Genomic DNA, 24,690 nt, shown 5'->3' with positions numbered 1-24,690 from the left:
CGGGATCGTCGACCAGGTCGGCTCCCACCGAAGCTTTTTTGTCGCGGCTTTGCAGGTACCGGTCTCGGTGCCGCGACGAACCTTTTTCACACGAACGTAAGAAAAGGGCTTGCAAGAATCCGGCCACATCCATATACTTGCTGACTCTGATGCGGGGTGGAGCAGTCTGGCAGCTCGTCGGGCTCATAACCCGAAGGTCGTAGGTTCGAATCCTACCCCCGCTACCAGTTTTCCAAAGGCGCGAACTCCGGTTCGCGCCTTTTCTTTTGTGATGTGCACAGACTCGCAGATGCGTTTCGTGCAGCGCATCCCGTGCCCGGGACCTTCATCGGCCTCGGTGACGGCCACAGCCGCGTCTCTCGCGACCCTGTCTGGTAAGAAGGTATCCGGTGGTTTATGCGCGTCCATATGCCACGTACTGAGCGCCGAGGGGAATGCCGGTCAACAGGCTCTCCAAGGGACGAAGCATTGAAAGTACACGTGGAAAGAACATTACATAGTCGACGGAAATATCCTTGAATCCCGATGCACGCATCAATCCTACAGATTCGTGCTTAGGCAGCAGGATCGCATCGTCGTCGAACGGGCACTCCCTGACGATTTTCTGTGTGATGGGATTGAGCGGATTGTGTTCGAAAATGTAGAGGCTTCCTCCCGGCCGGATGATGCGATGAAGTTCGTCCGTCCATTTCTGGCGCTCAGCTGGGAGCATGTGGTGGTAAACGCCCACTGCTATCGCCACATCGATTGAACTGTCGTCCAGCGGGAGCGATGCCTCGATCACACCGAAGTTGACGGAAGGGAACTTTTCCCTGGCTGCATCGATGCTCGCGCTTGACACGTCCAACCCGTGAATCCTGGAGTCCGGGAATGCGCGGACGAGGTGGGTGAGGCAGTTACCCACGCCACATCCAAAGTCGAGAATATCCGCAGAAGGGCTTGCCGATTTACGAAGATGGTCCGAGAGGAAACCCATCTTATAGGCAGCGAAGTAATCCGGGCCCTCGCCAGCGATTCGCGTGCTTTCGCGGTGCAGGTCGTTGTACGTGTCGGCATACTGATCGAACTTTGGCTTGTCGAGCATGCGCTTCTCCTCAGATTTCGGAATGGTCCTATGATCTTTCGGATCGTCCAAAGTAGCGGCGGTGCTTATCACATTAGGCGACGCCCTGATGGTGTTCGCGGCGTTAGAGCTGCATGGTTCCGCAGATTCGGGGCACCAAGGGAGTTTGTCGCATCGCGGTCGAGGGAAGTCAATTCAGGGATTTTGACGGAGCGACGTGTAGAATTATTCTATTTTATTCAATAGCTTATTGATGAAATGATGACTAATGGATCAGTGGGATAGTGTGCGGATCGAGCTCCGCTACCAATTTTCTAAAGGCGCGGAGCGCCTGGTTCGCGCCTTTTCTTTTGCTTGTTCGTCTAGGTATTCCGACACTTATTCCGCCGGCTTTTCGCGATTACGTTTCACACCAAGTCACCAAAGGAGCAAGGCATGAGAGCGATAGGAAACGTGTTGTGGTTCGTGATGGGCGGGTTCGTCATGGGCTTGGGGTGGTGGTTGGCGGGACTTCTCTGTTTCCTGACCATCGTCGGTATTCCGTGGGGCCGCGCTTGTTTCGTGATCGGCCAGTTCGCCTTCCTGCCGTTCGGCCGGGAAGCGATCAGCCGCCGTGAACTGTCGGGACGCGGCGACATCGGTACGAGCGGCCTCGGCACGGTCGGCAATATCGTCTGGTTCGTCTTCGCCGGCATCTGGCTGGCCATCGGCCATGTGTGTTCGGCGATCGCCTGCTTCGTGACGATCATCGGCATTCCCTTCGGCATCCAGCACCTCAAGCTGGCCGGCATCGCGCTCGCGCCGATCGGCAAGACCATCGTCAGCAAGGAAGTGGCGGAAGCCTCGCGCCGGATGGGTGCGGAAGCGGCCGTGCTGAAGGCTCGCGGAGCGATCTGATTTCAGCCGGGTTCGAGGGCTTCGCTGCCCGAGACGTAGCGGTTACGTCCGGAACTCTTCGCGGCATACAGGGCCTGGTCCGCTTCGCGTACCAGGTTCTGCACACCTGGCGGCAGCCCCGTCGCCACCCCGATGCTGACCGTCACCCGGCCGTCGACGCCATGTGCGTGTTCTAGTTGGGCTTCGTAGATGGCGCGATTCATTCGCCGTGCGACGACCTGCGCTCCGAGCCCGTCGGCACCTGGCAGCAAGGCGACGAATTCCTCGCCGCCGTAACGGGCGATGAAGTCCGTCGGACGCCGTAACGTACCGGCGAGCAGGCGCGCCACGGCGCGGAGCGCCACATCCCCTTCGGGATGACCACGCGTGTCGTTGAACGTCTTGAACAGATCCACGTCGATCATCAGCACGCTCATTGGCTTGCCTTCTCGTGCTGCTTCCTTCGTGCGCTCGGCGAAGGCCTGATCGAAGGCGCGGCGGTTGGGGATGCCGGTCAATTCGTCCAGTAGCGATACGCGTTCCACCGCGGCCAGGGCATCGGACAACATATCGCGTGTGCGCGCAAACCAGAATTGCGTCTGCGTCACGCGAACGACATAGGCAAGCATTGCCAGCGCAAGCACCACGCGGCCGAACGTTCCCTGTGTCTCGCTGATGCCGAGGCTCAGCGCGAAGATCGCCGCGAGCAGCAGGCCCGGAGCGAGGCTGCCCGACAACTGGCGCGCCCAGCGGTGTCGTGTCGGTTCGAAGGGCCGGCTATGGCGCTGCGCATGCAACAGGCAGATGAGCGCCATGAAGGGGATGGTGGGCAACACGTCCGCCAGTTGCTGGAAGATGGGAAGGTTGGGATGGAGTTCGTCGTGGTTATGGATGCCGGCGGCGAGCGCATAGAGACCCAGGAAGACCGTGGTCAGCCTGAAGAAGCGGTGTTCCCGATCTTCCGTGGCCGTCAGGCTGCGTATGACGAAGGTGATGAACAGGAAGACGTTCTCCACGTCGAAGGCGATGACGACCCAGACCATGTCTTCGTTCTTGAGGAAACCGTTGGCATCGCGCAGGTCACGCACACCCAGATAGCAGAGGATGACCAGCAGGACGAGCAACGAGCCGTCGACGATCCGCCGTGAGAGCATCGAGGGTTCGTCGCGGGTCGAGACGGCGGCATAGAGCAAGGGCACGCCGTAACTGACGAACAGTACGTACGTGGATATCAGGTTTTCTTCGGCTCCCGAGCGGGCGATGGCATAAGCCATGCCCGCGAACCAGCAGGCCAGGCCCAGGGCCAGGCAAACCATGGTACGACGCTCATAGGTGGGAACACGCAGGCAGGCGAGTGCGGCCAGGCATGCCGCGCCCGATGCGAACAGCATGAGGTAGTAGGCCAGCTCCGGCAGATCGCGTCCGGCGAGTGGCGGGACGATGACCTGCGCGGCGGGCAGCGCCAGGCAGGCTACTGCATAACCAAGGTAACGCCTCGTCTTCCCCATGCCGCGCTCCCTCCCCCGAAAGCCATGCGTGCCGGAGTCATCCTGCCACGCTTGAAGTGCGGCCGCTATGTCATTCCGGTCACTTTGCGGCGCTGCCGAAGACGGGGTCCTTGAGCCCCGCGATCGCATGCGTGCCACCGGGTTGCATTTCGAGGACGACGATATCGTTGTGTCCTTCGTGCAACCACGACGGCGGCATGTAGAGCGTCCGTTGCGGCCCGATGTTCCAGAAGCGCCCGAGGTGATGTCCGTTCACCCAGGCGTTGCCCTTGTTCCAGCCACGCATGTCGAGGAAGGTGCCTGCGACCTTGCTTACGTCGAAGCTGCCGTGCCAGAACGCCGGGCCCTGCGATGGCGCAGCTGCCTTGAACGTCAGGCCCGAGAGGTCGTCGAGGGGCAGGGGATAGACAGTCCAGTTCGTGAGGTCGTTCCCGGCCACCTGCACCGACAAGGTGATGCCCTTGTTGTCCTCTTCCATGCCGGTGCCGATGTTGATCCGGCCCATGTTCTCCACGACGAGGTCGAGGGTATCGCCCGTCTTCAGGTCCACGGGCAATTCATGTTCGAGCTTGCGCCGGTCGAGGGTGCCGGTGGGACGGCCATCGACCAGGATCGTCGCGTAGTCGTGCACGTCGTTGACGTCGAGCTTGCCCTTGGCGTCGGCGTCGAGCTTCTTGCGATAGAGGATCAGTCCATAGTCCTGGCCATAGGTTTCCATGCCGTGCGGCGTCAGGCTCGTTTGTGGCTTCGAGAGCATGGGCAAGACATCGAGGAGTGCCACTGACTCGCTCAACTCGAAGCGCGGGATGACGATGGTCGGCGACGACGCAGGTACCTTGGGCAACGACTCGCCCTTGGGCAGGTGGGCGGCGATGACCTTGCGCAATGCCTGGTATTTCGGCGTGATCCGGCCGGCTTCGTCGATGGGCGAATCGTAGTCGTAGCTGGTGGTGACGGGCAGGTACTTGCCATCCTCGTTGTTCGCGCCGTTCATCCAACCGAAGTTCGTGCCGCCGTCGACCATGTAGAGGTTGAACGAAATGCCGCGATCGAGCATCCAGCCGACGGCACCGGCCACTTCGTCGGCCGTGCGCGTGTTGTGCGGCTCGCTCCAGCGGTCGTACCAGCCACTCCAGTACTCGCCGGCCATCCTCGGCATGCCTTGCATGAGTGGTTCCGAACGATGGAAGGCGCGTTCCGTTTTCGCCGCGTCGCCGGTGAAATTGATCACCGACAGCATCCCCGGCAAGGTGCCCCGCGCCATCCATGTGGGCCCCGGGCCGTTCGACATGAACAACGGCAGGTCGAAGCCGGCATCGACCATCTGCCGGCGGATCGCTTCCATGTAGTCGCGATCGTTACCGACGTAACCGTATTCGTTCTCCACCTGCATCATGAGGATGGGGCCGCCGCGCGTGCTCATCAGCGGCGTGAGTTCTTGCCCGAGGCGCTTGAACCACGCCGCGCTCGCCTGCAGGAAGCGCGGGTCCAGGGAGCGCACGCGCAGGCCCGGTGTTCGCAGCAACCAGGCGGGGAATCCACCGAACTCCCATTCCGCGCATACGAACGGACCGGGACGCACGATCACGTTGAGCCCTTCCTCCTGCGCGGTACGCACGAAGGCCGCGATATCGTTGTCGCCGCTGAAGTCGAACTTGCCCGGCTCCGGTTCGCTGGCGTTCCAGAACGCATAGGTGGTGATGGTGTTCAGACCCATCGCTCGCGCCTTGCGCAGGCGGTCGCGCCATTCGGCGTGGGGAATGCGCGGGTAGTGCATCTCGCCGGAGCGGATGACGTAGGGCTTGCCATCCAGCAGGAAGTGGTCGCCCTCGATGGCGAAATGCGGTGGCGTGGCGGCCAGGGCGGAAGAGGACAGGGCCGCCGAAGCGACGAGGCAGGTCGAGAGGAACAGGCTCAGACGCTTCACGGAAGGCCTCCATCATGGGAATCGCCCGACGTTACACAGCACGTCGCTCGCGCGGCAAGCGACCGGGTCACATTCCCGGTGCCCTTCAAGGCCTGGCGGTCTCCAGCACCTTCAGCCGCTCCCGTGCATGTGCATTGGCGGGATCGAGCGCGAGTGAGCGCCGGTAGTTCTCGATCGCTTTCGAGGAGTCGCCCGCCGTCTCGTAGCCTTCGGCGAGGCTGTCCCACGCGTTCCAGCTCTTTGGCCACCGGTCCACGTTGTACTGGAACACCTCGATCGCCTGCGCGGTCTTCTTCGCCTTGAGCAGGGAGTAAGCCCAATCGTTCACCTTGCCTTCGCCGAGGTGTAACTCCGGGTGCTTCTGGCGGACCGATGCGACGGTGCCGGCGAAGTCGTGGAAGTCCGACTTTGCCAGGGCGCTTTCCAAGGCGGTCTGTGCGGCTGGTTTGCCGAGCATGTCGAGGCGGGCCTGTTCCGCCAGTACCTGCAGTTCGCTTTGCGCGCTTCCCGGACGATTGGCCAGCAGGACCACGCCGTAAGCCTCGTCGGGATAGATCTCCATGTAGCTCGAAAAACCGAAGGTGCCGCCGGAAGCGCGCAGGCGGCGTTTGCCGTCGATGGTCTTGTCCACCTTCCAGTTGTACGCGACGGCTTCGCCTTCGGGATCGCCCCAGGCCACGCGCTGGCTGAGCGCGATGGCGGGGTCGGTGCCATTCAACTCGGTGAGGATGAAGCGCGCCATGTCCTGTGTGCTGTAGCGCAAGCCACCCGCGCTGGTGACATAGGGGGCGTCGAGCGGTGGAAGGGCACGGTGTTCCGCGTCGTAACCGACCGCCAGGCTTTCGTCGCGCGCATGGCCCACGCCCCGGCCCATGCCGAAGGGCTTCTCGATATGGCGGTCGAGCAACACCTCGTAACTGGCCCCGAAGGCTTTCTCCACCGCCACGGCCAGGAGGATCGAGGCGAGGTTGGAATGCCTGGGCATCGTGCCCGGTCGTGCGGAAAGCCGGGCGGTCGTCAGGTCCGCGAACATGCGCGTCCGGTCGTACCTGGCCAGGGCCTCCGTCGCGACGAACGGCACGCGATCGGGCGATGCGCCGGCGACGAGCTGGCCCATGTCCGGGAGATTGTCCGGAAGCGCCGATGTGGTGTCGGCGAGGTCGACGAGGCGGATCGGCGTGCCCTGGTAGACCAGGTTGGGGTAGGGGCCGGGAAGATAGCGGCGCAGGTCGTCGTCCGGCTTCGCGCGGCGCTGGATCACGGCCTGTGCCAGCAGGAGCGAGGTGAAGACCTTGGTGATCGATCCGATCTCGTAGATCGTCCTCTCTGTAGGCGAGGCAGCCTTTCCCGGCACCAGCGCGCCGAAGTTGTAATAGCGCACCTTGCCATGATCGACGACGGCGATGGAAAGGGCGTCGGTCTTTCCGGCGTCGACGAAGGCCTCGCCCAGCCGTCCATAGGCGCGATCCATGGCCGCCGGATCGATCGGTGGAGTGGACCGCGCGTCGGCGGCTCCGCAGACGACGAGCAGGGACAGCGAGGCGAGCAGCGGCAGGCGCGGCATGGGGCTTCCCTTGGCGATGGCGGTAGGACCATTTGCGGCGGATCGGCGTGTCCACGCAATGTCCCATTGGTCATGTCGATGGGCGATGCGAGGTTTGCTCCTCGTCCTGAATTCTCACGATCCTTGTCACACGGTATGTCACCGTGTGACCCGTGAGTTCAACGGAGAAGGCGATGATGGGTACCAGGGAAGGCGAGGAGTTGGTGAAGGCTTTCTGCCTCGACGTGGCCTGCGCGGCGCCCATGGAGCGGATCGACAGGGTACGCCGCGGTATCGCGCCGGTATGGGTGAAGCGCCTGGCCAGGGCCATGCGTATCGCGGACGAGCACCTCGTGCTGTATCTCGGCCTGGATCGCCGGGCGATGGCGAGGCGGGTGGCCGGGGGTGAGCGCCTGGATCCGCACGACTCCGAAGCCATCGTGGCGACGGCGAAACTTCTCGGCGATACGTTCCTGGCGCTGACCGCTGGTGGCCAGGCCGTGCAGTACGTTCACATCGCCCGGCAGCTCGGCATGTGGTTGCGCACGCCCACGCCGGACCTGGATCACCAGGCACCCATCCAATACCTGGATGTGACCGAGGGGCGTGAGCTGGTCGCCCGCTTGTGGGTCGGACGCTACACCTCCGGGGGCGATGGCAGGTCCGCCGATCCTTCGGCCTGATGCCCTTTACGCAATAACTTGCGAATGGCTTCGCCCGGGCGGGCAGTCCGTTACGCCTGCGTCGGGCATGCCGCGGTCTCCATTTCTCATCCGATTCTGCGGGGCACGTCACGGACAGGGCTTTCCGGCGTGCCCCATAGCCACCGGGAAAGCCTGACGAAAGCTTCCCACCTCCATTGCTCGACCCTGCAGGGGGAGCAACAGGCGGGACGGTGGGGGAATTCGCGATTTCCTGCGATGCACGCAGCAGGGGTCCGTCTGACCGGCGGGGAAGATGCCGCTTAGCCATAACGCCAGCAGTGTCAGGGCTTCCGCCTTGGCGGAAGCAATCTACGGGCTAATGGAAGGATCAATCATGAAGATCGATGCATTTGCTTCAGGGATCACACGCAAGACGGTACTGACGATGGCGATCGCGCTGGCGATGCCGTCCCTTTCCGCGCATGCGGAGGATGCGTGGGTATCCACGCACACGAGGGCGGCGATGCTACCCGTGGCGGCGACGCAGGCGGCCGCCACCGGCTACGCGCTCAACATGACCGGCTCCCCGCATATCGACGGCGCGGCGGTGACGGCGATGGCGGCGGACCAGCCACTGCACGTTACCGTCAGCCTCAAGCTGCGCAATCCCGACCAGTTGCAGGCTTTCCTGGCCGGCGTCACCACGCCGGGCAATCCGCTGTACGGCAAGTTCCTCACGCCGGACCAATTCAAGGCGCGTTTCGCGCCGACCCAGGCGCAGGTCGACGCGGTCGTCGCGCACCTGCGGCAGGCCGGTTTCACGAATATCGACGTGGCGCCCAACAACCTGCTGGTCTCCGCCGATGGCACCGCGGGTACGGCGACCAATGGCTTCCATACATCGATCAAGCGCTTCAACGCGAACGGACGCGAGTTCTTCGCCAACGACACGCCCGCGCTGGTTCCGGCCGCGCTCGGCGATTCGGTCGATGCCGTGCTGGGCCTGCAGAACGTGTCGGTGAAACACACGCTGCACCACGTGTACAAGCCCGAGAACGTGACCGTGCCCGGACCGGCGTCGAGCACGCTGGCCACCGCGGCCGTCACTTCACACAACCCGCAGGACTTCGCCGCCATCTACGGTGGCTCCAGCGTGCCGGCGGCGACCAACACCGCCGTGGGCATCATCACCTGGGGTTCGATCACGCAGACCGTCGCCGATCTCAACAGCTTCACGTCCAGAGCCGGCCTCGCCACGGTGAACTCCACCATCACGAAGGTCGGCAGCGGCACGTTCGCCAACGATCCCGACTCCAATGGCGAATGGTCGCTCGACAGCCAGGACATCGTCGGCATCGCCGGTGGCGTCAAGCAGCTGATCTTCTACACCTCGGCGAACGGCGATTCGAGTTCCAGCGGCATCACGAACGCGGGCATCACCGCGACGTTCAACCGTGCCGTGACCGACAACATCGCGAAGCTGATCAACGTCTCGCTCGGCGAGGACGAGACGGCCGCGGAGCAATCGGGTACGCAGGCCGCCGACGACGCCATCTTCCAGCAGGCCGTGGCCCAGGGGCAGACGTTCTCGGTGGCGTCCGGCGATGCGGGCGTATACCAGTGGTCGTCCGACCCCGTGTCGGGTTCCCCGGGCTACGTGGCCAATTCCGCGGGCACGGTGAAAATCGACCTCACCCATTACTCGGTGAGCGAGCCGGCCAGTTCGCCCTATGTGATCCAGGTGGGCGGAACGCAGCTGTCCACCAGCGGCACGACGTGGAGCGGCGAAACGGTGTGGAACGAAGGCCTGTCCGCCATCGCACCGAGCCAGGGCGACAACAACCAGCGCCTGTGGGCGACGGGCGGTGGCACCAGCCTGTTCGAGACGGCGCCGTCGTGGCAGTCCTCGGTCACCAGCTCGACCAAACGCGTCGGTCCCGACGTGTCGTTCGACGCCGCCTCGTCCTCCGGTGCGCTGATCGTCGTGAACGGCACGACGGAACAGGTGGGTGGCACGAGCCTCGCCTCGCCCTTGTTCGTGGGTGCGTTCGCGCGCATCGAATCGGTGGCGAACAACGCCATCGGCTTCCCGGCCTCGAAGTTCTACCAGGCCTTCCCGACGCAGACGTCGTTGTTGCACGACGTGACCTCCGGTAACAATGGCTACCAGAGCCATGGCTACACCGCGGCCACCGGCTTCGACGAGGCGACCGGCTTCGGCAGTTTCGACATCGGCAAGCTGAACACCTATGCCCAGGCGAACTGGGTGAGCGGTGGGGGCACGACGCCGCCGCCCAACAACGTGTTGCAGAACGGCGTGGCGGTGACGGGCCTGGCGGCGGCGCAGAACGGCAAGCTCAACTACACCGTGGCGATCCCTTCGGGCGCGACCAACCTGAAGATCGCGATCTCGGGCGGCACGGGCGATGCCGACCTGTACGTGAAGTTCGGCTCGGCGCCTACCACGTCGAGCTACGACTGCCGCCCGTACATCACGGGCAACACGGAAAGCTGCTCGTTCTCCTCACCGCAAACCGGCACGTACTACGTGATGCTCAACGGCTATACCTCGTTCTCCGGCGTGACCTTGAAGGCGACGTGGACGAACTGATCGACGTATAGGCAACACCGGAAGGAGGGCGCCCGCTTGGAAGAGCGGGCGCCTTTTTTGTGCGAGCTCCCACCAGGGCTTTCCCGTGCCCATGGCGTGAAATGTCCGGTCCGCGTCCGGGCGCGGCCTGTCGGTCGGGCTCGGCGAAGCGGAAACTGGCGTTCTCTTCCTGAAGGAAAACCGCCATGTCCCTTGCCGATACCGTCTTGATCGTCATCGACGCCCAGGAGTCCTTTCGCCATCGCCCCTACTGGCGCGATGAGGACGTGGCTGCTTATATTGAGCGGCAGCAGGCCCTGGTCGATGGGGCGAAGCGGAGCGGGATTCCCGTCGTGCAGATATTCCATGTGGAAGAAAACGGGGTGTTTTCCGAAGCGTCGGGTTTCGTCACCACCCTGGCGCCGCTCCGTGTCGAGGCGGACGTCTCGTTCCGCAAGCGCCGCCATAGTGCGCTGGTGGGTTCGGGCCTCGATGTCTGGCTGACGATGCACGGTATCCGGCGGCTGATCGTTTCCGGCATTCGTACCGAACAGTGTTGCGAGACCACCACGCGCCACGCCTCCGATCTCGGCTACGACGTCGACTATGTAGGCGAAGCGACGCTCACGTTTCCGATGGTCGACGTGGAGGGACGCGAGTGGAGCGCGGCCGAAATCCGGGCTCGTACGGAACTGGTGCTCGCCGGCCGTTTCGCGCGGATCGCCACGGTCGAGGAGGCGCTGGCGGGGATGCCGCGCGTAGCCGCCTGATGCCAAGACCCTCGCCACGCCAGATACCGGTCTACGTGGTGGTTCCGCCGCGGGTGTTGCTGTTGGATGTCGCGGGACCGATCGAGGTATTGCGCAGGGCGAACCTGGAACAGGAAACCGTTCGCTTCGACGTCACCTATGTCGGTCCCGCGCGCACCGCAGGCAGTTCGATCGGCCTGGACGTCACAGGTATCGTGGCCTTGCCTGCACGTATCGCGGAAGGCGCGCTCGTCGTGGTTCCCGGCGCGGCGGATGTTCCGCTCGGCACCGTCCGGACGACGGCCGCGCAGGACGACGCGAGTGAAGCGTCGATTGTCGCGTGGCTGCGCAAGGTGGTGAAGCCCGGCATGCGCGTGGTTTCGATCTGCTCGGGCGCCTTGCTCGTGGCCCGCGCGGGCCTGCTCGACGGCTACGAGTGCACGACGCACCACGGTTGCACCGCGCAGCTGACGCATGCCGCGCCGTCCGCCCGCGTGCGGGAGAACCGCCTGTACGTCGAGGATGGCGAACGCCTCACCAGCGCGGGGATCACCGCGGGCGTCGACCTGATGCTGCACCTGGTGGCCACCCTGGCCGGGCCACCCGTGGCCCTCGCTGTCGCGCGTTTCCTGGTGGTCTACCTGCGCAGGGCCGGTGGCGATCCTCAACTCTCTCCGTGGCTGGAAGGGCGTAATCACATGCATGCCGCGGTCCATCGCGCGCAAGATGCGGTAGCGGCCGATCCGGCGCGCGATTGGTCCGTGGGATCGTTGGCGTTGGTCGCCGCGTCGAGTCCGCGGAACCTGTCGCGCCTGTTCAACGAGCACACGGGCATGAGCGTCACCGACTACGTGAACCGCATGCGCGTCGCCCTCGCTCGGGAGTTGCTCACGGGGTCGCGCCTGGATATCGAGGCCGTGGCGGAAAGGGCCGGGTTCGGCTCGTCGCGCCAGTTGCGTCGCGCATGGGCACGCATGAACGACCTGCCGCCGAGCCGGATGCGCGAGGTCGAGGTATAAAATGCGTTCATGAGCCGCACCCTGCTTGCGTTGATGGTTCCGGAAGCCGAACCCCTGGTCGGCGATTTGCGCGCGCGACTGGACCCTGCGGCACAGCGGGGGCTGGGTGCCCATATCACGCTCGTTTACCCATTCGTCGACAGCGACACCATCGACGAAATGGCGATGGAACGATTGCGCGATGTCGCGCGGGCCCATGCCCCGCTGTCGTTTCGCCTGGACTCGGTGCGGACGTTTCCCTCGACCGTCTGGTTGAAGCCATCGCCCGGGGACGCCATCGTGGCGCTTGCGGCCGCACTGGGGGCGGCGTTTCCCCAACGGCCACGCGATGGCAGGGCGTTCCCCGATTACGTGCCGCACCTATCGGTGGCCAGGAACGTTCGCGGCGATCGTGCCGTCATCGTGACGACCTTGGAAGACCGGTTGCACGCGAGCGGTCCGATTCCATGCGTCTGCCGTGGCGTCCACGTCATGCGGCGCGCCTCTGATGCATGGCACAGCCTGGCGTCTGTTCCCCTCGGGACATCCTGACCGCGTTCCAGTCAGGCCATTTCCACGCGGTTGCGGCCGGCGTTCTTCGCACGATAAAGCGCTTCGTCCGCCGCCTGGATCAACTGGTGTACCAGTGTATCGCTGGAGGCGCACACGCCCACGCTGGTGGTGAAGGCGATGCTGGCATCGGAATATGGCGCGGGCGCCTCGGCCACGCGCATCCGTAGCGCCTCGGCGAGGCCGGCGGCGTCGCGAGGGTCCATGCCGGGAACCAGCAGCAGGAATTCCTCGCCGCCGTAGCGGGAGAAGAGCGAGTGCGCGGGCAGGCCACCCGAGCGGATCACCTCGGCGAAATGTTTCAGCACCGCGTCGCCGCCGGCGTGACCCCAGTGATCGTTGATGGCCTTGAAGTTGTCCAGGTCGAAGAGCAGCGCGGCGTTCGGATAGCCGCGGCCCGATGCCAGTTGTCGGTTGGATTCCCTGAGCAAGGCCGAGCGGTTCAACAGGCCGGTCAGGCCATCCACCTCCGCCGCACGCCTGAGGTCGTGGACCAGCCGCTGGGCCAGCATCAAGGTGAACCCGGTGTTGAGCAGGAAGGTGCAGAGGATGCCGAACAGGTAATTCGAGGTGGTCAGCACGGTCGCCAGGAGGACGTGCGACTCCATCTCCGGGTGCAACGAAACCGCGCCCCGCGCGAGATAGAAGAAAGTGTCGATGACGAAGATCATCGCGGTGAAGGCGGCGCTGGTGCGCAATTCGCGCGGCGCACGAAAGAGCAGCAGCCAGATCATCCACGCGTCCCATACGATGCTCTTGGCACCGAATACCGCCGCTTCCACCGCCTGCGGTGGAGGCGCCAGGAGGAAGCCGACCTGGATGGCCAGGAAAAGGATGATGACGAGCGCTGGCCAGCGCCAGCGCAGCGGCTGCCCGATATGGACGGCTATGCCAAGCACCATCGCGCCATTGGCCAGGGCGATCAGGGCACTTCCGACGATGGCGGACAGGAAGGTCGACTTCTCGTCGTAACCCTCGGCGAGGCCCGCCGCGGTGAGCAACCAGAAAGCCGCCGCCCAGATGTGCAGTGCGAGCATCCCGCGCAGCACCAGGCTGAGCAGGGTGAAACTCAACGCGATGGTCACGCCCACCGCCAGGCCGATGACGCCCAGCGTGTGGACGTCCAGCCCCGATACGCCGTCCATTCCCCGATCCCCCGTTCGCCCCCGGGGCCATTCTAGGCCCAGATGGGCTAAAGGCGGCCGTCGCCGAAAAGGCGGCGATGAGCGCCATGGTCGTACCAGTGGGTGACGGCGGCGGGGACCAGCGACCGCATGTCGATCCCGGCCGCTTCGAACATGGCCCAGGTGTCCAGCAAGGCCTGGCCGAGACGCGTGGCACCCGGATCGTCCGGGGCATTGTGACGGGCCCAGTCGAGCGTCTCGACGATGCGCAGCGACCAGTCGTGGAGCAGGTCCGCGCGGGTCATGAGATGGGCGTGGAGCCAGGGCCGCAGGCCGTCCTGCAACGCCAGGCCTTCCTCCACCGCGATGCGCCGTAGCACGCCGGTCACCTCGGGGTGGGCGCCCCGATACCATTCCGTATGCCCGCCCGCCGTGGCCGGCACCACCAGCGGGGCCATGGCGTGATAGTCCGTGAAGGCGCCGATCAAGCGGCGCTCGATCCGCCGGGCCACGGCGACACGCTCGGCATCCACCAGCAAGCCCCGGTCGAGGTCGAAGAACTCGAAGAAGCGCCGGTGCAGGGTGCTGAACCGGGTGAACGGGTCGCGCGAGAAGCCCAGCTTGAGCAGGTCCTCGTCCCGGCACGGCACCACGTAGACGTAGGCGCGGCCTCGGGAGGCGAATCGGGGGTAGGGCGCTTCGTCGGTCATATCGAGAAGGTATGGCTTCGGCGCACGCAGAGGAACGGGCCGAACCGGCATATTCATCGAGCAGGGTGAGATATGTTCACTTATCGACATTCGATAAACGATATGCCATGATCGTTAGAGGTGAATGCCATGACGAAGAAGCTCCCGCCTGTCCATCCCGGCGAGGTGTTGAGGGAGGAGTACATGTTGCCCCTGGGCCTGTCCAGCAACGCGCTCGCGCTCGCCATCGGCGTGACCGCCGCACGCGTGAACGAGATCGCCAAGGGACGCCGCGGCATCACCGCCGATACCGCGCTAAGGCTGGCCCGCTATTTCGGGACGGATGCCCGCAGCTGGATGAACCTGCAACAGAATTACGAACTGGAGTGTGCGGAGCGGGACCTTGGTGAGGCCTTGTCCGCCATCCGGCCACGGGCGGCATGACGGGGCCCCGGGGCCCGGTTGTGAATGCGCCGGCCAACTTGCATGAACGGACAAAAATGCGATAGAATTCGTGAATCTTAAGTGGCGTTGACGGCGGTTTCGACCTTTCGTCGAGCGACGCTTCAAGGAACTTTCTTTTTACAAGAAAGCCTCCTCGTGAGGCTTTTTTGTTGGGCGCAAGGAGGCTCCCTGCGACACACTGTGAGCGCCGTCAGGGCATCGCGGGGGGCGCTGGAGGAAAGTGTCGGGATACATCGGCGACGAAAGGAATGGGCCGTTCGCGCCCTTTTTTTGTTTCTGGCGACCGGAAAAACCGCAAAAACCGCAGGTAACGTGGATACCAACGCACTTTCACAGCGATTCTCGGACATCGTGGCCGATCTCGGTCTCGAGGTCCTCGGCATCGAATTCATCCCGTCCGGCGGGCAGAGCACCCTGCGCGTCTATCTCGACGTGCCCGGTGGCGAGCGCGAGGTCACGGTGGAGGACTGCGAGGCCGCGAGCCGCGAGTTCTCGGCCTTCCTGGACGTTGAAGATCCGATCCCCGGCAACTATGTACTGGAGGTCTCCTCCCCTGGCATCGACCGCCCCCTGTTCACGGCCGGGCAGTTCGCCCGCGTGGCCGGCCAGGAGGTCAAGGTGCTGCTGAAGGCCCCGATCGAGGGGCGCCGGCGACTCAAGGGCAACGTCGTTGAAGTGAACGGCGAGCAGATTGTGGTCGAGGGCGAGGCTGGCAGATTCGAATTCGAGCATGCGGACGTCGAAAGCGCCCGCGTGGTTCCCGACTGGGTGGCCCTCGGCTATGCGCCGCAGCCGAAGCCCACGCCGGGCGGAAAGAAACCCAAATAACGAAACGACGGGATGCCGCGGGGCATCCTTACGGGAGTAGCGGCAATGAGCAAAGAACTTTTGCTGGTAGTTGACGCGGTCGCCAACGAAAAGGGCGTACCGCGCGAAGTCATTTTCGAAGCCATGGAAGCGGCGCTGGCCTCGGCTGCCAAGAAGCGCTACCCCGATGAGGATCCCGACATCCGCGTCGAGATCGATCGCAACACGGGCGACTACGAGACCTTCCGTCGCTGGGAGATCATCGCGGACGACGGCGAGATGGAGGACCCGTCCTTCCAGATCCGCCTGATGGACGCGCAGGATGAAGCGGGCGAGGACGAAGTGGCCGAGGTCGGTGGCTGGATCGAGCACCAGATCGAGAACGCCGAGTTCGGGCGCATCGCGGCCCAGGCGGCCAAGCAGGTGATCGTGCAGCGCGTCCGCGAGGCCGAGCGCCAGCAGGTGGTCGACGCCTTCGCCGATCGCGTGGGCGAGCTGGTGACGGGTATCGTCAAGCGCGTCGAGCGCGGCAACGTCTACCTCGACCTGGGTAGCAACGCCGAGGCGTTCATCCCGCGTGACAAGACCATTCCCCGTGAATCGGCCCGCGTGGGCGACCGCGTGCGCGGTTACCTCTATGAAGTGAAGTCGGAAATCCGTGGTCCGCAGCTGTTCGTTTCGCGCAGCGCGCCGGAATTCATGATCGAACTGTTCAAGCTCGAAGTGCCGGAAGTCGGCCAGGGCCTGGTGGAAATCAAGGGTTGCGCCCGCGATCCGGGCGATCGCGCCAAGATCGCCGTCGTGGCGCACGACAGCCGCACCGATCCCATCGGTGCCTGCATCGGCATGCGTGGTTCACGCGTGCAGGCCGTGTCGAACGAGCTCAACGGCGAGCGCGTCGACATCATCCTGTGGCACGAGAACCAGGCCCAGTACGTCATCAACGCGATGGCGCCGGCCGAAGTGCAGTCGATCATCATGGATGAAGAGAAGCATTCGATGGACATCGCCGTCGCCGAGGACAAGCTGTCCCAGGCGATCGGCCGCGGCGGCCAGAACGTGCGCCTCGCCAGCAAGCTCACCGGCTGGCAGCTCAACGTGATGACGCAGGACCAGGTCACCGCCAAGAGCGAGGCCGAGCAGGCCGCCGCCCTGGCGCTGTTCCAGGACAAGTTGGAAGTGGACGAGGAAATCGCCAGCATCCTGGTGCAGGAAGGCTTCTCGTCCGTGGAAGAAATCGCCTACGTGCCGAGCGCCGAGCTGCTGGCGGTCGAAGGCTTCGACGAGGACATCGTCGAGGAACTTCGCGCCCGTGCCCGCGACGCCCTGCTGACCGAGGCGCTCGCCGCCGAGGAAGGCGTGGAGGAAAACGCTCCGTCCGAGGAACTGCTCGGGATGGACGGCATGGACGAAGCGACCGCCTTCGCGCTGGCGGATCGTGGTGTGAAGACGCTCGACGACCTGGGCGACCTCGCCGTCGACGAGCTCATCGATATCGAAGGCATGACCGAGGAGCGCGCATCGCAGCTGATCATGGCTGCGCGCGCCCCGATGATCGCCCGCCTGGAGAAAGGTGGCTGAGCGCGAGACCGGAAGCGTCCTGGACGGGCGCCTCGAGGGAGGCCATGAGGTCTCCCGCCATGGATGGAGGCAGCCGTACGGGTCATCGTCGGCACGTAGGGTTACGCGCGGGAACGGCGGAGAATAAATAACGATGTCGGACGTCACAATCAAACAACTCGCCCAGCAACTGGGTTTGCCGGTCGACAAGCTGCTTGGGCAGCTTGGCGAAGCCGGAATGAAATTCTCCGATGCGGAGCAAGTCATCAGCAGCACTGAAAAGTTCAAGCTGCTCGGCTTCCTGCGTCGCACGCATGGCAAGAACGACGCCGCTCCCGAAGCGGACGAGTCGGCGCCGCGCCAGATCACGCTCAAGCGCCGCACCGTTGGCGAGCTGAAAGTGAACTCCGGCACGGGCCGGGGCGCTGGCGCCGCCAAGACGGTCAACGTCGAGGTCCGCACCAAGCGCACGTACGTCAAGCGCAGCGCGATCGCGGAAGATGCCGCGCACGAGCCGGAGCGCGAGGAAGCCGCGCGCAAGTTGGCCGAGTCGCACGCCCAGCGCGAGCACGAGGAATCGGCCCGCCGCGAGGAAGCCGAGCGCCGTGAACAGGCCGAGGCGGCCCGTCGCGAAGCCGAGGCCGAAGCGCGCCGCCAGGAAGAGGCCGCCGCGGAAGCGCGTCGCCACGCCGAGGCCGAACAGGCCGCGGCGGAACGTGCACGCGCCGAGCAGGCACAGGCTCCCGCGGACGCTCCGGTGGCGGCGGTCGAGGCATCCGCACCGGCAGCCGCCGCGTCCGGCAACGACGATGGCGTGACCCACCAGACGGGCAAGCTCGATACGCGCTCGCTCGGCATGATCCTGCCGCGCATCCACGAGCCGCGTAAGCGCGAGCGCGTGATCGCCAAACCGGCACCGGCTCCGGTTCCGCCGCCGGCACCCGCGCCGGCGCCTGCACCGGCTCCGGCCGCCGCGCGTACCGCGGCACCGACGCCCGCTTCCCGCCCTGCACCGGGCGCGGTGGCGGCCGCCAACGATTCACGTGGCAACGCGCGTCCGAAACAGGGTGGCGGTGGTGGCGGTGGTGGCGGTGGCCGCGATCGCGAGGCGGGTGGCAAGCGTTTCGCCGCCGGCGAACTGCACCTGTCCGACGCCGACCGCGCGCGCCGTTCCAGTGGCAATCGCCGTGGCGGCAAGGCCAAGGGCCGTGCCGAGGCACCGCGTGGCGGCGCTTCGTCGGGCGGTCCGCACGGCTTCACGCGGCCGACCGTCGCCGTGGTTCGCGACGTGGTGATCGGCGATAACAACCTCGTCGCCGAACTCGCGCAGAAGATGGCCGTGAAGGGCGCCGAGGTAGTCAAGGCGCTGTTCAAGATGGGCGTCATGGCGACCATCAACCAGACGATCGATCACGACACCGCGGCGCTCGTCGTTGAGGAACTGGGCCACAACCCGGTCCGCGCGACCGAGAACGATGCCGAAGCCGCGCTGGCCTCGCACACCCAGAGCGTCGAGCTCGAGGGCGAGAAGGTCACGCGTCCGCCGGTCGTCACGATCATGGGTCACGTCGATCATGGCAAGACCTCGCTGCTGGATTACATCCGCCGCACCAAGGTCGCTTCGGGCGAAGCCGGTGGCATCACGCAGCACATCGGCGCGTATCACGTCGAAACCAGCCGTGGCGTGATCACCTTCCTCGATACCCCGGGCCATGCCGCGTTCACCTCGATGCGCGCACGTGGTGCGCAGTCCACGGATATCGTGGTGCTCGTGGTCGCCGCGGACGACGGTGTCATGCCGCAGACGCAGGAAGCCGTGCGTCACGCGCGCGCCGCCAAGGTGCCGTTGATCGTCGCGGTCAACAAGATGGACAAGTCCGACGCCAATCCGGACAACGTGAAGCAAGGCCTCGCGAACCTCGAAGTCATCCCGGAAGAGTGGGGCGGCGACACGCCGTTCGTGCCGCTTTCGGCGAAGACCGGCGACGGTGTCGAAGCGCTGCTCGACGCGATCTCGATCCAGGCGGAGATCATGGAACTCAAGGCCGTGGCCGATGGCCGTGCCTCGGGCGTCGTGATCGAATCCAGCCTCGACCGTGGCCGCGGCCCGGTGGCGACGGTGCTGGTCCAGCAGGGCACGCTGAAGAAGGGCGATTTCGTCGTCTGCGGTATCGAATACGGCCGCATGCGTGCGCTCGTGGACGAGACCGGCAAGCAGGTGAACGAAGCCGGCCCGTCGATTCCCGTGCAGGTGCTGGGCTTGTCCGGCGTGCCGGAGTCGGGTGACGACTTCGTCGCGGTCGAGGACGAGCGCCTCGCCCGCCAGGTGGCCGCCGAGCGTCAGCAGAAGCGTCGCGAGAACCGCCTCGTCTCGAAGTCGAACCGCCTGGAAGACATCATGGCCCAGATGGGCCAGGGCGAAGGCCAGCAGACCCTCAACATCCTGGTCAAGGCCGATGTGCAGGGTTCGGTGGAAGCGTTGCGCGATTCGCTCACCCAGATCGGCAACGACCTGGTGAAGGTGAACGTGATCTCGTCCGGCGTGGGCGGCATCACCGAGTCGGAAGCCACCCTGGCGGCGGCCTCCAAGGCGCTGATCATCGGCTTCAACGTCCGTGCCGACGCGTCGGCGCGAAAGGTGATCGACACCAACGGCCTCGATGTCCGTTACTTCTCGATCATCTACGACGTCATCGACCAGGTGAAGCAGGCGGCGTCGGGTCTTCTCGGCGTGGAAATCCGCGAGGAGATCATCGGTATCGCGCAGGTCCGCGACGTGTTCCGTTCGTCGAAGTTCGGCGCGGTGGCGGGTTGCATGGTCACCGAGGGCTTCGTCAAGCGGTCCAAGCCGATCCGCGTGCTGCGCGACAACGTCGTCGTGTTCCAGGGCGAACTGGAATCGCTCCGCCGCTTCAAGGAGCTGGTGGACGAAGTCCGCAACGGCATGGAATGCGGTATCGCCGTGAAGCAGTACAACGACGTGAAGGTCGGCGACCAGATCGAGTGCTTCGAGCGCATCGAAGTCGCCCGCACGCTGTAACCGCGGGCAATGCGCCTCCCCGGCATGCGCCGGGGAGGCTTTATTCGTTATTGCACCCCTAAAAACTGGAGGCGGATATGCCGTCCCGTGATTTCAAGCGCACCGACCGCGTCTCCGCCGAACTCCGGCGCGAGATCGGCCTGCTGGTGCATGCCGCGGTACGCGATCACGCGTTGCCGTCGGTCAGCGTGTCCGACGTGGAAGTGACCCGGGACCTGGATTGGGCCACGGTGTGGGTGACCGCGCTGATGCCCGAGCAGTCGGTCGTGGCGGTGAAGGCGCTGAAGGAACTGGCCCCGGAATTCCGCCGCTCCCTGTCGCGTTCCATGCGCCTCCGCCGCGTGCCCGAGTTGAAGTTCAAGTACGACGAGTCCGTCGATACCGGCGAACGGATCGAACGCCTGTTGCGCGAGAACCCGGTTCCCCCGGCCGAACCCGAGTCGTCGGACGAGACCTGAGTCGTCGGACAATATCCGAGTCCATGGGCTCATGTGGGAGCCACTTCACCCGTGGGAGCCGCTTCTGTGGGAGCCGCCTCAGCGGCGACAGGGTGCCCGTGACAAGATTGCCCGCTGCCGCGGGATCGCCGGCATAGCCGGCTCCCACCAAAGCCATGGCTTTGGGATCTCGGCGAGCTCTGGTGGGAGCCGACCCTGTCGGCGATGCCCTCGTGGGAGCCGGCTATGCCGGCGATGGCCCGCCAGCCGCCGAATCGCCCTAACCGTGACGTACCGCCCCCCTTTTCCGACCCTCATGAATCGCCGAACCTTTCGAGACATCCACGGCATCCTCCTGCTCGACAAGCCGCTGGGCCTGAGTTCCAACCAGGCCTTGCAGACGGCGCGCCGGCTCGTGGGCGCGGCCAAGGGTGGGCATACGGGCAGCCTCGATCCGCTGGCGACGGGATTGCTGCCGCTCTGCTTCGGCGAAGCCACCAAGATCGCCGGCTGGTTGCTGGGTTCACGCAAGGCCTATGAAGCCGAGGTGCGCCTGGGCATCACCACCACCACGGCCGACCTGGAAGGCGAGGTGGTCGAGACGCGTCCGGTCCCGTCACTGGCCGACGCGACCGTCGAAGCCGCCCTGGCGCCCCTGCGCGGCCACATCGTCCAGGTCCCGCCGGCCTATTCGGCGATCAAGCAGGATGGCGTGCCGCTGTATGTCCGCGCCCGCCGCGGCGAGGCCGTGGACGTTCCCGCCCGCGAGGTCGATGTCCATCGCCTGGACGTGCTCGGTCGCGAGGGCGACACCGTGCGCCTGTTCGTCGAGTGTGGCTCGGGCACCTACGTGCGCAGCCTGGCGGTCGACTTCGGCGCGAACCTGGGTTGCGGCGCCCACCTGACGGGCCTGCGCCGGCTCTGGGTCGAGCCCTTCATGGCCCCCGCCATGGTCACGCTCGAGCAGTTGCACGAGGCCGCCGAGACGGGGCCGGATCAGCTCGAGGCCTGTCTCCTGCCCGTGGAAGCGGGCCTGGCCCATATTCCCCGGGTGGATCTCGACCCGGACCAGACCCGGGTGCTGGGATTTGGCCAGCCCGTGCCGCTGGGGCAGGGCGCGGTCCCGGGCCGATGCGGGGTCCGGGGTGCCGACGGGCGCCTGATGGTCTTGGGAGAGGTCGGTGAAGACGGTATCCTTCGCGTCCTCAGGGGATTCAACCTGCCGCCCGTCTGACCGGGCTTGTTGCCACTACGCGCAGGACGTTACAATTACGTGCTCGTTTAACGGCTTTCATCAAAAGCGAGGCTTGCGCAACTTCATCGGTAGCCGTTGAGGTTGCGCAAGTCTCGCACCCGCTTTTAAGGAATCGATACACATGTCGCTCACCGTCGAACAGACCAGCCAGATCATCAAGGACTACGGTCGCAAGGAAAACGACACCGGCTCGACCGAAGTCCAGGTCGCGCTGCTGTCCGCGAACATCACCGCGCTGCAGGATCACTTCCAGGCGCACAAGCAGGACCACCACTCGCGTCGTGGCCTGCTGAAGATGGTCAACAAGCGCAAGACGCTGCTGGCCTACCTCAAGAAGAGCGACCTCGCTCGCTACCAGACCCTGATCGAACGCCTCGGCCTGCGCCGCTAAACCACCGGAACAGGACGAGGAGAGATCGAAGTGGCGAAAGTAACCAAGTCATTCCAGTACGGTAGTCACGAAGTCACACTGGAGACGGGCGAAATCGCCCGGCAGGCCTCCGGTGCGGTCATGGTCAGCATGGGCGGCACGGTCGTCCTGGTGACGGTCGTCGCGGCCCCCAAGGCACGCGAGGGCCAGGACTTCTTCCCCCTCACGGTCGACTACATGGAGAAGTTCTACTCCGCGGGTCGCATCCCGGGTGGCTTCTTCAAGCGTGAAGGCCGTCCGACCGAGAAGGAGACGCTGACCTCGCGCCTCATCGATCGCCCGCTTCGTCCGCTATTCCCGGAAGAGTTCCGCAACGAGATCCAGGTCATCGCACAGGTCGTGTCGCTGAACCCGGAAGTCGACGGCGACATCCCGGCGTTGATCGGCGCTTCGGCCGCCATGACGCTTGCCGGCGTGCCCTTCAAGGGTCCGATCGGTGCCGCCCGCGTCGGTTACGCCAACGGCCAGTACATCCTGAACCCGACGGCCACCCAGCTGAAGACCTCCGACCTCGACCTCGTCGTCGCCGGTACGGCCAAGGCCGTGCTGATGGTGGAATCGGAAGCCAAGCTGCTCAGCGAAGACGTCATGCTCGGCGCGGTGGTCTTCGGCCACCAGCAGATGCAGGCCGCCATCGACACGATCAACGCCTTCGTCGCCGAAGCCGGCGTGAAGACGTTCAAGTGGGAAGCCCCGGCCGCCAAGACGGCGTTGTACGACGCCGTCAAGGCCGTCGTCGGCAACCGTTTCGCCGAAGCCTTCCAGATCCGCGACAAGCTGGCCCGCCGTGATGTCATCAGCGCGCTGAAGACCGAGGTGAAGGCCGCGCTCGCCGCCCAGTCCGAAGCCAACGGCTGGACCGATGGCGACATCGGCGCCGCCTTCGGTGAGGTCGAGTACCGCACCCTGCGCGACGGCGTGCTGTCCACCAAGGTCCGTATCGACGGCCGCCAGCTCGACGACATCCGCCCGATCTCGGTGCGCGTCGGCGTCCTGCCGCGCACGCACGGTTCCGCGCTGTTCACCCGCGGCGAAACGCAGGCCCTGGTCGTCGCCACGCTCGGCACCACCCGCGATTCGCAGATCATCGACGCGCCGGAAGGCGAGTGGAAGGACACGTTCCTGTTCCACTACAACTTCCCTCCGTTCTCGGTGGGCGAAACCGGCCGCGTCGGCAGCCCGAAGCGTCGCGAGGTCGGCCACGGCCGCCTCGCCAAGCGCGGCGTGCAGGCCGTCAAGCCGACGATCGAAGAGTTCCCGTACGTCGTTCGCGTCGTCTCGGAAATCACCGAGTCGAACGGCTCCTCGTCGATGGCCTCGGTCTGCGGTTCCTCGCTGGCCATGATGGACGCGGGCGTTCCGCTGAAGTCGCCGGTCGCCGGTATCGCGATGGGCCTGGTGAAGGAAGGCGACGACTTCGTCGTGCTCTCCGACATCCTGGGTGACGAAGACCACCTCGGCGACATGGACTTCAAGGTGGCCGGTACCGCCGATGGCGTGTCCGCGCTGCAGATGGACATCAAGATCGAAGGCATCACCGAGGAAATCATGCGTACGGCGCTGGCCCAGGCCAAGCGCGGTCGCGTGCACATTCTCGGCGAGATGGCCAAGGTGATGAGCACGGCCCGTTCGGAAATGAGCGAGTTCGCGCCGCGCCTGCTGACGATCAAGATCCACCCGGACAAGATCCGCGAAGTGATCGGCAAGGGTGGCGCCACCATCCGTTCGATCACGGAAGAGACCGGCACCACCATCGACATCACCGACGATGGCAATGTCGTGATCGCATCGGTCAACCGCGAAGCCGCCGAAGCCGCGCGCAAGCGCATCGAACAGATCGTGTCCGACGTCGAGCCGGGCCGCATCTACGAGGGCAAGGTCGCCAAGCTGATGGACTTCGGCGCGTTCGTCACGATCATGCCGGGCAAGGATGGTCTGGTCCACGTGTCGCAGATCTCCAGCGAGCGCGTCGAGAAGGTCTCCGACAAGCTCAAGGAAGGCGACCTGGTCAAGGTCAAGGTCCTGGAAGTCGACAAGCAGGGCCGTATCCGCCTGTCGATGAAGGCCGTCACCGAAGACGAAAACGTCACCGGCTGATCCCTGGCTTTCAGCGTTGAACCAAGACCCGGCATCGCAAGATGCCGGGTTTTTTTGTGCTGGCTATGGGGCGCTCGGCTGCGCGATCGTGTTGATGTTGTGTCGAGGAAGGGGAGTCGCGGGCTGCCATTCTCGTCGCTAAGTCCTCGTCCGGCCTTCGCCTCCCTGCGGAATCGCTCCGAGAACGGCAGCCCCCGACTCCCCTCCGATCACACGGGGACTCCGGGGAGAGCAATGCAAAGGCGTAGGGCGAAAAGCGCAATGCAAAAACGCGAGACCGCATTTCTCGAAAAGTGCTGTCGCCGACGCAGCCAACCT

At 65.0% G+C, this 24,690-nt stretch carries 20 protein-coding genes and 1 tRNA gene; 15 read left to right on the top strand and 6 right to left on the bottom strand.

The features are described from left to right. Positions 1 to 150 precede the first annotated feature (150 nt). Positions 151 to 227, top strand: a tRNA-Met gene (locus tag ACR9Y6_RS07020). A 167-nt stretch (positions 228 to 394) separates the two neighbouring features. Here ACR9Y6_RS07020 and ACR9Y6_RS07015 read toward each other — a convergent pair. Further along, positions 395 to 1,084, bottom strand: a complete 690-nt coding sequence (locus tag ACR9Y6_RS07015; protein ID WP_481280659.1) for a class I SAM-dependent methyltransferase — start codon at positions 1,082 to 1,084, stop codon at positions 395 to 397. A gap of 414 nt (positions 1,085 to 1,498) precedes the next feature. Between ACR9Y6_RS07015 and ACR9Y6_RS07010 the strand changes: the two genes are divergently transcribed. Next, positions 1,499 to 1,960 carry a YccF domain-containing protein gene (locus tag ACR9Y6_RS07010; protein ID WP_481280658.1) on the top strand — a complete coding sequence of 154 codons (462 nt, stop codon included), beginning with the start codon at positions 1,499 to 1,501 and terminating at the stop codon, positions 1,958 to 1,960. A gap of 2 nt (positions 1,961 to 1,962) precedes the next feature. Here ACR9Y6_RS07010 and ACR9Y6_RS07005 read toward each other — a convergent pair whose 3' ends face one another. The 3 genes from ACR9Y6_RS07005 to ACR9Y6_RS06995 form a co-directional block, all read right to left on the bottom strand. Further along, a complete protein-coding gene (locus ACR9Y6_RS07005) occupies positions 1,963 to 3,447 on the bottom strand; it encodes a GGDEF domain-containing protein (RefSeq protein ID WP_481280657.1) in 1,485 nt (494 codons plus the stop codon). 79 nt (positions 3,448 to 3,526) lie between these two features. Further along, positions 3,527 to 5,374, bottom strand: coding sequence for a glycoside hydrolase family 35 protein (locus ACR9Y6_RS07000; protein ID WP_481280656.1), 1,848 nt, complete (start codon positions 5,372 to 5,374; stop codon positions 3,527 to 3,529). A gap of 85 nt (positions 5,375 to 5,459) precedes the next feature. Beyond that, positions 5,460 to 6,938: a serine hydrolase gene (locus tag ACR9Y6_RS06995; RefSeq protein WP_481280655.1), complete on the bottom strand. Its 1,479-nt coding sequence runs from the start codon at positions 6,936 to 6,938 to the stop codon at positions 5,460 to 5,462. Between the two features lie 173 nt (positions 6,939 to 7,111). Between ACR9Y6_RS06995 and ACR9Y6_RS06990 the strand changes: the two genes are divergently transcribed. The 5 genes from ACR9Y6_RS06990 (at position 7,112) to ACR9Y6_RS06970 (ending at position 12,450) form a co-directional block, all read left to right on the top strand. Further along, positions 7,112 to 7,600 carry an antitoxin Xre-like helix-turn-helix domain-containing protein gene (locus ACR9Y6_RS06990; protein WP_481280654.1) on the top strand — a complete coding sequence of 163 codons (489 nt, stop codon included), beginning with the start codon at positions 7,112 to 7,114 and terminating at the stop codon, positions 7,598 to 7,600. Between the two features lie 355 nt (positions 7,601 to 7,955). Next, complete coding sequence (locus tag ACR9Y6_RS06985; RefSeq protein WP_481280653.1) at positions 7,956 to 10,172, top strand: protease pro-enzyme activation domain-containing protein; 2,217 nt, start codon at positions 7,956 to 7,958, stop codon at positions 10,170 to 10,172. A gap of 185 nt (positions 10,173 to 10,357) precedes the next feature. After that, a complete protein-coding gene (locus ACR9Y6_RS06980) occupies positions 10,358 to 10,921 on the top strand; it encodes an isochorismatase family protein (protein WP_481280652.1) in 564 nt (187 codons plus the stop codon). Beyond that, a complete protein-coding gene (locus ACR9Y6_RS06975; RefSeq protein ID WP_481280651.1) occupies positions 10,921 to 11,919 on the top strand; it encodes a GlxA family transcriptional regulator in 999 nt (332 codons plus the stop codon). Before ACR9Y6_RS06980 ends, ACR9Y6_RS06975 begins: the two co-directional genes overlap by 1 nt. A gap of 9 nt (positions 11,920 to 11,928) precedes the next feature. Then, positions 11,929 to 12,450 (top strand): 2'-5' RNA ligase family protein, encoded by a 522-nt coding sequence (locus ACR9Y6_RS06970; protein WP_481280650.1) that lies wholly within the window; start codon positions 11,929 to 11,931, stop codon positions 12,448 to 12,450. 11 nt (positions 12,451 to 12,461) lie between these two features. Here the strand turns inward: ACR9Y6_RS06970 and ACR9Y6_RS06965 are convergent, their stop codons facing one another. After that, on the bottom strand, positions 12,462 to 13,613 hold the full coding sequence (locus ACR9Y6_RS06965) for a GGDEF domain-containing protein (protein WP_481280649.1): 1,152 nt from the start codon (positions 13,611 to 13,613) through the stop codon (positions 12,462 to 12,464). Positions 13,614 to 13,660: 47 nt separating this feature from the next. Then, entirely contained in the window at positions 13,661 to 14,302 is a 642-nt protein-coding gene (locus ACR9Y6_RS06960; RefSeq protein ID WP_481280648.1) for a GIY-YIG nuclease family protein, read from the bottom strand. Positions 14,303 to 14,431: 129 nt separating this feature from the next. Here ACR9Y6_RS06960 and ACR9Y6_RS06955 point away from each other — a divergent pair, with 129 nt between their 5' ends. The 8 genes from ACR9Y6_RS06955 (at position 14,432) to pnp (ending at position 24,372) form a co-directional block, all read left to right on the top strand. Beyond that, positions 14,432 to 14,725 carry a HigA family addiction module antitoxin gene (locus ACR9Y6_RS06955; protein WP_481280647.1) on the top strand — a complete coding sequence of 98 codons (294 nt, stop codon included), beginning with the start codon at positions 14,432 to 14,434 and terminating at the stop codon, positions 14,723 to 14,725. A 333-nt stretch (positions 14,726 to 15,058) separates the two neighbouring features. After that, on the top strand, positions 15,059 to 15,574 hold the full coding sequence (locus tag ACR9Y6_RS06950) for a ribosome maturation factor RimP (protein WP_371022957.1): 516 nt from the start codon (positions 15,059 to 15,061) through the stop codon (positions 15,572 to 15,574). 45 nt (positions 15,575 to 15,619) lie between these two features. Continuing rightward, complete coding sequence (nusA, locus tag ACR9Y6_RS06945; protein WP_306847367.1) at positions 15,620 to 17,134, top strand: transcription termination factor NusA; 1,515 nt, start codon at positions 15,620 to 15,622, stop codon at positions 17,132 to 17,134. 133 nt (positions 17,135 to 17,267) lie between these two features. Then, positions 17,268 to 20,153 carry a translation initiation factor IF-2 gene (gene infB, locus ACR9Y6_RS06940; protein ID WP_481280646.1) on the top strand — a complete coding sequence of 962 codons (2,886 nt, stop codon included), beginning with the start codon at positions 17,268 to 17,270 and terminating at the stop codon, positions 20,151 to 20,153. A 77-nt stretch (positions 20,154 to 20,230) separates the two neighbouring features. After that, a complete protein-coding gene (gene rbfA, locus ACR9Y6_RS06935; protein WP_306847365.1) occupies positions 20,231 to 20,611 on the top strand; it encodes a 30S ribosome-binding factor RbfA in 381 nt (126 codons plus the stop codon). A gap of 295 nt (positions 20,612 to 20,906) precedes the next feature. Next, positions 20,907 to 21,824 carry a tRNA pseudouridine(55) synthase TruB gene (truB, locus tag ACR9Y6_RS06930; RefSeq protein WP_481280645.1) on the top strand — a complete coding sequence of 306 codons (918 nt, stop codon included), beginning with the start codon at positions 20,907 to 20,909 and terminating at the stop codon, positions 21,822 to 21,824. Positions 21,825 to 21,966: 142 nt separating this feature from the next. Continuing rightward, positions 21,967 to 22,236 carry a 30S ribosomal protein S15 gene (rpsO, locus tag ACR9Y6_RS06925; protein ID WP_306847363.1) on the top strand — a complete coding sequence of 90 codons (270 nt, stop codon included), beginning with the start codon at positions 21,967 to 21,969 and terminating at the stop codon, positions 22,234 to 22,236. A 30-nt stretch (positions 22,237 to 22,266) separates the two neighbouring features. Further along, positions 22,267 to 24,372: a polyribonucleotide nucleotidyltransferase gene (pnp, locus tag ACR9Y6_RS06920; protein ID WP_481280644.1), complete on the top strand. Its 2,106-nt coding sequence runs from the start codon at positions 22,267 to 22,269 to the stop codon at positions 24,370 to 24,372. Positions 24,373 to 24,690: the final 318 nt, after the last annotated feature.

Source organism: Luteibacter sp. TLI7-4A, from assembly GCF_056754745.1.
Note: the sequence above shows the minus strand (reverse complement) of the source record. Positions and strands in the feature narration are given on the sequence as shown.